General features: G+C 72.0%; 9 protein-coding genes and 1 pseudogene. 5 read left to right on the top strand and 5 right to left on the bottom strand.

Annotated features, from left to right (window positions below):
• Both G6045_RS36565 and G6045_RS36560 read left to right on the top strand, forming a co-directional pair.
• Positions 1-410 (top strand): annotated as a pseudogene (locus tag G6045_RS36565) (hypothetical protein); the annotation flags it as partial.
• A gap of 183 nt (positions 411-593) precedes the next feature.
• Positions 594-1,604, top strand: a complete 1,011-nt coding sequence (locus G6045_RS36560; protein WP_165336534.1) for an LLM class F420-dependent oxidoreductase — start codon at positions 594-596, stop codon at positions 1,602-1,604.
• Between the two features lie 49 nt (positions 1,605-1,653).
• On the opposite strand, the gene G6045_RS36555 is transcribed toward G6045_RS36560, so the two are convergent.
• A complete protein-coding gene (locus tag G6045_RS36555; protein WP_165336536.1) occupies positions 1,654-2,169 on the bottom strand; it encodes a hypothetical protein in 516 nt (171 codons plus the stop codon).
• 203 nt (positions 2,170-2,372) lie between these two features.
• On the opposite strand from G6045_RS36555, the gene G6045_RS36550 reads away from it, so the two are divergent.
• Positions 2,373-2,666, top strand: coding sequence for a hypothetical protein (locus G6045_RS36550; RefSeq protein ID WP_165336533.1), 294 nt, complete (start codon positions 2,373-2,375; stop codon positions 2,664-2,666).
• A gap of 44 nt (positions 2,667-2,710) precedes the next feature.
• Here the strand turns inward: G6045_RS36550 and G6045_RS36545 are convergent, their stop codons facing one another.
• The 3 genes from G6045_RS36545 to G6045_RS36535 form a co-directional block, all read right to left on the bottom strand.
• On the bottom strand, positions 2,711-3,781 hold the full coding sequence (locus G6045_RS36545; RefSeq protein WP_165336532.1) for a prenyltransferase: 1,071 nt from the start codon (positions 3,779-3,781) through the stop codon (positions 2,711-2,713).
• Entirely contained in the window at positions 3,778-4,539 is a 762-nt protein-coding gene (locus tag G6045_RS36540; RefSeq protein ID WP_165336531.1) for a class I SAM-dependent methyltransferase, read from the bottom strand. Before G6045_RS36540 ends, G6045_RS36545 begins: the two co-directional genes overlap by 4 nt.
• A 64-nt stretch (positions 4,540-4,603) precedes the next feature.
• Positions 4,604-5,977: a glycosyltransferase family 4 protein gene (locus tag G6045_RS36535; RefSeq protein ID WP_165336530.1), complete on the bottom strand. Its 1,374-nt coding sequence runs from the start codon at positions 5,975-5,977 to the stop codon at positions 4,604-4,606.
• A gap of 220 nt (positions 5,978-6,197) precedes the next feature.
• On the opposite strand from G6045_RS36535, the gene G6045_RS36530 reads away from it, so the two are divergent.
• Together G6045_RS36530 and G6045_RS36525 are read left to right on the top strand one after the other, a co-directional pair.
• Positions 6,198-6,854: a TetR family transcriptional regulator gene (locus G6045_RS36530; RefSeq protein ID WP_165336529.1), complete on the top strand. Its 657-nt coding sequence runs from the start codon at positions 6,198-6,200 to the stop codon at positions 6,852-6,854.
• 336 nt (positions 6,855-7,190) lie between these two features.
• Positions 7,191-7,799 carry a LuxR C-terminal-related transcriptional regulator gene (locus G6045_RS36525; protein ID WP_165336528.1) on the top strand — a complete coding sequence of 203 codons (609 nt, stop codon included), beginning with the start codon at positions 7,191-7,193 and terminating at the stop codon, positions 7,797-7,799.
• Here G6045_RS36525 and G6045_RS36520 read toward each other — a convergent pair.
• Positions 7,776-9,383 carry an ATP-binding cassette domain-containing protein gene (locus tag G6045_RS36520; protein ID WP_165336535.1) on the bottom strand — a complete coding sequence of 536 codons (1,608 nt, stop codon included), beginning with the start codon at positions 9,381-9,383 and terminating at the stop codon, positions 7,776-7,778. The genes G6045_RS36525 and G6045_RS36520 overlap by 24 nt on opposite strands.
• Positions 9,384-9,393: the final 10 nt, after the last annotated feature.

Raw genomic sequence — 9,393 nt, 5'->3', positions numbered from 1 at the left:
CCCTCATGGGCGCCCCCCGCCCGGCCGCCCCGCAGTACGGCGGCGGCCAGCCGCCGCAGGGTGGTTACGGCTACCCGGGCGCCCAGCAGGGTCAGCCGCAGGCGCCGTACGGCCAGCAGCCCTCGCAGGGCGGTTACCCGCAGCAGGGCCAGCCCGGCGCGGCCCCCACGCAGCCCGGTCCGCAGCAGGCCGCCGCCCCGGCCCCGCAGGGCGACTTCTCCCCGTTCTGGTTCGCGGTGCCGGTGCCGCGTCCGCTGTACGGCGAGGACGGCAACCCGTCCCCGATCGCCGAACTCGCCCCCGGTACCTGGTACCTGGCCGTCGAGCAGCGCGGCCCGGGCCTCATCGCCCAGACCCAGGACGGCCGTCGCGGTGTGCTCCAGGACACGACGGGCATCCAGCGCGGCTGACGCCCGCACGTAGGACAGCACGGCCCTTCGCCTCTCGCAGGCGGGGGGCCGTTGTCGTTCCCGGACGCCCGTTGTCGCTCCCGGACGCCCGTTGCCGCCCCCGGACGCCCGTTGTGTTGTCTCCACGCACCCCTTACAGTGCCCGCAGCTGACACACCGTCAGCTGACGCGAAGGGGGCAGGGATGCGGCTCGGGATCACCCTCGGCTACTGGGGACGCGGCCCCAAGCCCGAACACGTTCCGCTCGCCCAGGAGGCCGAACGGCTCGGTTACGACTCGGTGTGGACCGCGGAGGCCTGGGGCTCCGACTGCTTCACCCCGCTCACCTGGATCGCTTCGCAGACCTCGACCATCAAGCTGGGCACGGCGGTTGCCCAGATGGCCGCCCGCACTCCGACCGCCACGGCGATGCACGCGCTCACGCTCGACCACCTCTCCGGCGGCCGGATGATGCTGGGGCTCGGCCTGTCGGGACCGCAGGTGGTGGAGGGCTGGTACGGGCGCCCGTTCCCCAAGAGCCCGCTCACCGCGACCCGCGAGTACGTGGACGTGATCCGCCAAGTCCTGCGCAGGGAAGGCCCGGTGAGCCTGCCGGGGCGCTTCCACTCGCACCCGTACGCGGGCGAGGACGGCACCGGACTCGGCAAGCCGCTGAAGCCGATCACCCACCCCCTGCGCGCGGACCTCCCGATCTTCCTCGGCGCGGAGGGCCCCAAGAACATCGCGCAGACGACCCGTATCGCGGACGGCTGGCTGCCGCTGTACTGGTCGCCGACGCGCACGGACGTCTACGAGGCCTCGCTCACCGAACTGCCCGAGGGCTTCCGTATCGCCCCGATGGCGCGCGCACAGGTCTGCGACGACGTCTCTGCCGGTCTGCTGCCGGTGAAGGCGATGCTCGGCTTCTACATCGGCGGCATGGGCCACGCCTCGAAGAACTTCCACGCCGATCTGATGGCCCGGATGGGATACGAGGACGAGGCCCGCCATATCCAGGAGCTCTTCGCGCAGGGCCGCAAGGAGGAGGCGGTCCTGGCCGTCCCGGACGCCTTCGCCGACGAGATCTCCCTCGTCGGCCCGCGCGAACGCATCGCGGAGCGCCTGGAGTTGTGGCGCAAGGGCCCGGTGACGGACCTGCTCCTGATGTCCCCGGACAGGGAGACGCTACGGGTGCTTGCGGAGCTGAACGCCTGAGGCCCGGGCGTACGGGTACGCCCGGGCCTTGCGTCGGCTTGCGCGCGGCTCAGCCGCCCAGCTGCGACATCGACGGCACCTTGTCGACCACCGGCGCCCCGGCCTCCTTGCCCGCGTCCTTCACCGAATTGATCACGTTGTCGAAGATCCCCGCCGCGTCGTCCGCGCCTTCACCCTTGCGCAGCTTCGCCGGCAGGTCCTTGAGCGACTCGATGCCCGCGGTCAGCGGCGCGACCGCCTTCGCAAGGAGCGGGTCACCCTCCGCGTTCTTCGCCGCGGCCTTCAGCCGGTTGTACGCGAACGCCCCGGCCAGACCGGCCTTGACCATCGTGAACTTGCGGCCGTCGGCGCCGGCCTTGAACTTGCCGTCACGGGCGGGCTTGATGATCCACTGATACGCGGCCCCGGCGGCGAGTCCCGCGTTGGCCACGAACCGCGTCTTGGCGAACTTCTGCTGCTCGGCCGTGCTGGTGCTGCTCGGGTCGGCCCCGGCGTCGTTGTCGCTGCTCCCGCAGGCGGTGGCGCCGGCGAGGAGGGCGCCGCACAGCAGAACGGCGACGGCCATACGGACAAGGAGCGGACGGCCGCTCGCTGAGCCTGCGGTGAGCACGGTGGACCTCCCACGGATCGCGTGGGCCGCGGTGGTGCTTGTCACCGGGCCTTTGAGGCAGCCTCACCCGGGTCCCGGCGTACCGCCACTCGGGCGAGCCCGTCCGTGGGCCGGGCGCGAATCCGACAAGGTTTCGAACGCCGCGATCCGGTCACTCGATGCGTATGTCTCGCAACGGTAGGGGTTGGCACGCCGGCACGGTCATCGCGGTGATCGCCGACATCATGGCCGCGATCATCGGCCTGTGGATCCTGATGTATCTCCTCGACGCGAACCGTGCGAACGACCTCGTGCAGTTCGTCCAGGACGCCGCCCGCTGGCTCGCCGGCTGGTCGCACGACCTGTTCACCTTCGATGAGGCCTGGGCGCGCGTCGTCTGCGGCTACGGGCTCGCTGCGATCGTCTACCTGTTCGTCGGCCACCTGGCCGCGAACAGGCTGCGCCGCTACTAGAGCCCGCCCGACTGCTGCCGCCGGCCCCTGCCCCCCACCAGCGGTCAGCGGCAGCAGTCCGGTTCGAGCCCCGTCGGCAGCCGGTCCTCGCCGAACACCGCGCAGGTGGCCTCGTGGCCGCCGAGCGCCGCCACCGCGAGCAGCAGCGCGCCCGCGGTCCATGCCGTGAGCTCCTGCGGCCAGACAGCCCTGTCCTCGTACACGTAGCCGGTCCAGTACAGACCGCTCTCCGGGTCGCGCAGATGCTGGATCGACTGGAGGATCTCGAGCGCCCGGTCGGATTCCCCCATCACCCATAGGGCGAGGGCGAGTTCGGCCGATTCGCCGCCGGTCACCCACGGGTTGGGCGACACGCACCGCACCCCTTGGCCGGGCACGACGAAACGCTCCCAGCCTTCCTCTATACGGGACTTGGCGTCGGCGCCCGTCAGGGCGCCGCCGAGGACCGGGTAGTACCAGTCCATGGAGTAGCGGTCCTTGTCGAGGAAGCGCTCGGGGTGGCGCCGTATCGCATGACCGAGCGCGCCGGCCGCCAACTCCCAGTCGGGCTGCGGCTCTTCGCGTTCCTCGGCGATGGCGAGGGCGCAGCGCAGGGCCTGGTGGATCGAGGACGATCCGGTCAGGAGCGCGTCGGTGACGGGCGTGCCGTCCTCCTCGCGCTTCCAGCCGATCTGCCCGCCGGGCTGCTGCAGCGTGAGCACGCACTCGACGGCCGCGTACACGGTGGGCCACATACGGTCGAGGAAGGTGTCGTCGCCGGTGGCGAGGTAGTGGTGCCAGACGCCGACGGCTATGTACGCGCAGAAGTTGGACTCGATGCCGCGGTCCGTGGGCGCCTCGGCGTCCCCGTCGGCATAGGCGGCGAACCACGAGCCGTCCTCGCGCTGGGTGCGCACGAGCCAGTCGTACGCGCGCTCGGCGGCCTCGTGCTCACCGGCCGTGTCCAGGGCCATCGCGGCCTCGGTGTGGTCCCACGGGTCGAGGTGGTGGCCCCGGAACCACGGGATGGCGCCGTCCTCGCGCTGGCACGCGAGGATCCCTTCGACGGTGTGCGCGGCCTGCTCCGCGGTGAGGACCCCGGGCAGTACGAGATGCTGCGTCCGGGGAGTCGTCACTTGGCGCCCGCCATGTCGGCCACAGCGGCCTTGGGCAGGTGCGGCTTGGTCGCGTAGGCCACGAAACTCTTGCCGATCACGGGGTTGAGGGCCCGCTCGGCGGCGCGCGTCAGCGTCGAGATGCCGCGCGTCTTCATGATGTCCCAGACCAGGAGCTGGTGGTACGCCCGCACCGGCAGCGCCTTGTCGTTGTCCACGCCGAACGCACACTTGAGCCACCAGTACGGCGAGTGCAGCGCGTGCGCGTGGTGGGTCCCGTACGGCTTGAGTCCGGCCTCGCGCATCCGGCCGAGCAGTTCCTCGGCCTTGTAGATGCGGATATGGCCGCCCTCGACCTCGTGGTACTCGTCGCTGAGCGCCCAGCAGACCTTCTCGGGCCCGTAGCGCGGCACGGTCACGGCGATCCGGCCGCCCGGCTTGAGCACGCGCACCATTTCGGCGAGCACACCCTTGTCGTCGGGGATGTGCTCCATGACCTCGGAGATGATCACGACGTCGAAGGACTCGTCGGGGAAGGGGAGTTGGAGCGCGTTCCCCTCCATGGCGGTGGCGGTGGCGCCCTCGGGCGCCTCGCCGGCCTCCTTCATGGCCGCGAACCACTTGGCGACCTCGCGGATCTCCTCACCGTTCTGGTCGAGCGCCACGACCTGCGCACCGCGCCGGTAGCACTCAAAGGCATGCCGCCCGGCCCCGCAGCCGAGGTCGAGCACGCGGTCGCCTGCGGCGAGCGGGAAACGGGTGAAGTCGACGGTCAGCACTCGGGCCTGCCTTCGTGGTCGGGTGCGGCTGGGATCGCGGGCGTAGCTGTCAGGGGTACGCGGGTCATCGGGCCGTCCGCTGCGGCGCCGCGGCGATGGCCTCGCGGTAGCGGGCGACCGTGCCCTCGGCGGCCCGCGCCCAGGTGAACTTGGCGAGCACCCGCTCGCGCCCGGCCGCACCGAGCCGCGCCCGCAGGGCCGCGTCGCCGAGCAGCCGGGACAGGCCCGCGGCGAGGGCGCCGGCGTCCCCCGTGGGCACGGCGAGGCAGGTCTCGCCGTCGCGCCCGGCGACCTCGGGAATCGCGCCACCGGTCGTGGCGAGCAGCGGCGTGGCCGTGGCCATGGCTTCGGCGGCCGGCAGCGAGAACCCCTCGTACAGCGAAGGCACACAGGCGACTTGGGCCGACCGCACGAGGTCGACGAGTTCGGCGTCGGAGATGCCCTTGACGAACTCGACGGCGTCCTCGAGCCCGTACCGCGCGATCGCCTTGGCGACAGGGCCGCTCTCCGGCCGCTTGCCGACGACGACGAGATGCGCGTGCGGTGTCTCGGTCCGCACCTTGGCCAGTGCCTCGACCAGGTACACGAGTCCCTTGAGCGGGACGTCCGCGCTGGACGTCGTCACGATCCGCCCGGGCACCTCCGGCACCTTCGGATCGGGCGAGAAGAGCTCCGTGTCGGCGCCGATGTGCACCACGTGGATACGGTCGCCGCGCACCCCGAGATGCTCGACGATCTCGTCGCGCGAGGTGCCGGAGACGGTGAGCACGGAGGGCAGCCGGCGGGCGACGCGCTTCTGCATGCGCGTGAAGCCGTACCAGCGGCGCTTGCCGGCCCGCTCGCGCCAGCCCTCGGCGGCGTCGATCTCCAGCTGCCGGTCGACGGTGATCGGGTGGTGGATCGTCGTGACGAGCGGGGCGCCGATCGTGCCCGGCCCGCCGAGCAGGCCGTATCCGAGCGTCTGGTTGTCGTGGATGACGTCGAAGTCCCCGCGCCGCGCGGCGAGATGGCGCCGGGCCCGCAGCGAGAACGTCAGCGGTTCGGGGAAGCCGCCGGTGAACATCGTGCCGACCTCCACGACGTCGATCCAGTCGCGGTACTCGTCGCGCTTCGGTCTGCGGAAGGGGTCGGGCGAGCGGTAGAGGTCGAGCGAGGCCAGCTCGGTCAGCGATACGCGGTCGTCGACCTGGTCGAGCACGGGATACGGCTGCGCTCCGATGACCTCGACGTCATGGCCGAGCCGGGCGAGCTCGCGCGACAGATGGCGGACGTAAACGCCCTGGCCGCCGCAGAACGGGTTCCCTTTGTACGTGAGGAGCGCGATCCTCAGCGGCCGCTCGCCGCCGTCCGCGCGCTCGCCGGCAGGTGGCCGGCCGCCGACGGTACGTATGGCCGCATCAGGGCCCGCGGGACCCGCCTCCATGGCCTCAGCGGTCACTCACGGCCCCCTTCTGACTGCATTGCCCGCGAGATTACGCCGGGACGCTAACCTAGAACAAGTTTCAGACTTGATCGCTTGAAGAGCATCGAATTTACCGGCAGGTAAGCAGACCGGAAGGCCTGGATCAGGTGATTCGCGCCACGACCGAGCCCCTGCCATGCTGTGGCCCCCTCGGGGCTCCCCCACCCAGCCGGATATGGAACGCGGAACGGGACACATGACAGCGGAAGCCAAGGAATCGGATCCGGCGACTCCAGCTCTGACAGAGCGTCAGGAAGCGCGCCGTCGCCGCATTCTGCACGCGAGCGCGCAGCTGGCCAGCCGGGGTGGCTTCGACGCCGTGCAGATGCGCGAGGTCGCCGAGTCCTCGCAGGTGGCCCTCGGCACGCTCTACCGCTACTTCCCGTCCAAGGTGCACCTGCTCGTCGCGACCATGCAGGACCAGCTCCAGCACATGCACGGCACGATCCGCAAGCGCCCGCCGGCCGGTGACACGGCCGCCGACCGGGTCGCGGAGACCCTGATGCGCGCGTTCCGCGCGATGCAGCGCGAGCCGCATCTGGCCGACGCGATGGTCCGCGCCCTGACCTTCGCGGACCGCTCGGTGAGTCCCGAGGTGGACACCGTCTCCCGTCTGACGACGGCGATCATCCTGGACGCGATGGGCCTCGACGACCCCACCCCGCAGCAGCTCTCGGCGGTCCGGGTCATCGAGCACACCTGGCACTCGGCCCTCATCACCTGGCTCTCGGGCCGGGCGTCGATCGCCCAGGTCAAGATCGATATCGAGACGGTCTGCAAACTGATCGATCTGACGATGGACGAGGAGCCGGCGGGTCCGGTCCGCACGGGCAAGGCGCGACGGGGACTCTGAGCCGCACGTTCCGTGCCGCTCCCGCACACCTTCGCCGGTCGCCTGCGCAAAGCGCGCCCTATGGCCATGGCGTGGCGGCCGCATGGACATCCGGCGACCGATCCGCACTGCGCATGCGCCGGTCGCACAGCAGGTCGCACGAACCCGCGTGTGCGCCCCCGTGCTCCCGCTTGGCCGGTTCTCCGCCCCCGCTCCGGAGGCTGCGCCGGTTCAATGGTTTGCGCGCTGAGAGCCCCCGAGCAAACCCCCGTCGTCCGCCCGAAGCCGCGCAGGCGGGGATTGCTCGGGGGCTCTGCAGGAAGCAACCGGTGTGCGGGGAGCTGGAGGGGCGACAACGTGATCCGGGTACTTCTGGTGCACGACACCTGTCTGCTGCGGTCGGTACTCGCCGAACGTATCGACCGCGAACCCGACTTGGAGGTGGTCCATACCGCGTGGCCCGGCGCCGCGGCGCGGGCGCGTACCGCGCGGCCCGACGTGTGCGTGGCCGATCTCGACTGTTCCGACTCGTACGGGATCGCGCCGCTGGCCGATCTGTGCGAGCAGGCCGGCAGACCTGCGACCTGCCGGCTCCTGGTGCTCGCCAGTGCGGAGCGCCCCGGCCTGCTGCGCCGTGCGGCCGAGGCTCAGGCGTCCGGTTATGTGGACAAGGCGAGCACGCCCGATCAGCTGATCAGGGCGATCCGTGAGGTCACCGCGGGGAAACGGTTCGTCGACGAGACGCTGGGCTTCGGCTTTCTCAAGGCCGCGGAGATGCCGCTGACACAGCGGGAGTTGAGCGTGCTTTCGCTTGCGGCGCGCGGGGCCTCGATCGCGGAGATCGCCCTGAGTCTGCATCTGTCCCGTGGGACGGTCCGCAACTACATGGCGGCGATCACCCGGAAGACGGGGGCCCGCAACCGGGTGGACGCGATCCGGATCTCACAGGGGGAGGGCTGGGTCTGAACGGTGGCCGGTACTGCGCGGGCGGGTCAACTCGGCCTCGCTGCCGTCGAGTTCGAGGACGAGGTCCGCTCGCGCGGCCGCGCCCGCGCGGTGGGCGACGACCACGAGGGTGGTGTCCGGGCGCCGTCGGAAGGCGCGCTCGGCGCGGAGTTCGGCGGCCGGGTCGAGTTCGCTCGCCGCCTCGTCGAGGAGGACGAGGCGGCCGGGGGCCAGATACGCGCGGACCAGCGCGAGCAGCTGGCGCTCGCCCCCGGAGAGGGCCGCCGGGTCGGCCGTCGCGTCCAACCCGCCGATACGGTCGGTGAGTTCGGCCGCGCCGATCCGCTCGGCGGCCGCCAGGGTCTCCGCGTCGCCGGGCGGCCGCGGGCACAGATAGGTGAGGTTCTCCCGTACGGTCCCGGAGAAGACGTATGCCTCCTGGGGCACGAGCACCCGGTCGGCGACGGCCCGCACCTCTCCCCCGCCGGGCGCGAGCAGTCCCGCGATCAGCGCCGTGAGCGTGGACTTGCCGCTGCCGCTCGGCCCGGTGATCGCGAGGTGCGTGCCGGCGGGGACGTCGAGGTCGAGCCCTTTCAGGACGGGTTCGGCGTGCGGCCCGTACGCGAAGGTGACCTGGCTCAGGCTGATGGCATACGGGTCCGGGGGCGCCGCGACCCGTACCGGCGGCGGCGCGGCGGGCTCGGCGAGGAGGCGGCGCAGGACGACGAAGAGGCGGGAGCCGGTGGTGCCGAGTCCTTCCATCAGGCTCTGCAGGGCGGGCAGCAGGGACTGGGTGAGGTAGACGAGGGCGCCGGCCAGGGCGCCCGGGGTCACGCCCTGCCGCAGCAGCCAGGGTGCGGTGATCAGGAGCAGCAGGATCGGCAGCCGTCCGCCGACGGAGACCGAGAGGACCCGGACCCCGGCCCAGCGGGCCACGGACTCGGCGGCTGCGCGCTCGGCGTTCACGGGGGCGGCGGCCGCGGCGGCGACCCGGTGCTCGGCGCCGGCCGCGCGGATGTCCCGCAACCCGCCCACCGCGCGGCCGAGTTCACCGGCGACGGCTTCGTCGGCGGCGAGGAAGCGCTCCTGGCGGTGGGCGAGGGGGCGCAGGGTCGCGGCGAACAGGATGAGCCCGGCAAGCAGCGGGGGCGCCACGACGAGGAGCAGCTGCGGCGCGAGGACGAACAGGCCGACGAGCGCGCCGATCGCGGTGAACACGAAGGAACGCAGCACGAGGATCAGGCCGGCGAGGGTGTCCCGGGCGATCTCGACCTGATGGGTGAGCCGGGAGACGGCGGCGTCGTCGGGGGCGTCGAGGGCGCGGCGTACGACCCGGCGCACGAGCGCGTCACGGGCGGGCTCGACCAGGGCGGCAACGCACCGGTACACCCGCCCGGTCCCGTACGCGGCGACCGCCACGGCCCCGGCGGCCACCGCGAGCCAGCCGAGTCCGGCCCCGTTGACCCCCGCGAGAAACCCGTCGTCCAGCGCACGCGCCAGCGCATACCCGAGCAGCCAGGTCTGCCCGGCTTCGAGCAGTGACCAGAGGGTGAGAAGGGTGAGGTCACGGGGGTGGGCGGCGAGGTAGCGGGTTGCTGAGCGGATGGGGCCGGAG

Source organism: Streptomyces mesophilus (assembly GCF_011044995.1).
GTDB classification, from domain to species: Bacteria; Actinomycetota; Actinomycetes; order Streptomycetales; family Streptomycetaceae; genus Streptomyces; species Streptomyces mesophilus.
The sequence above is the reverse complement of the archived record's forward strand: the minus strand, read 5'-3'. Positions and strand labels throughout refer to the sequence as shown.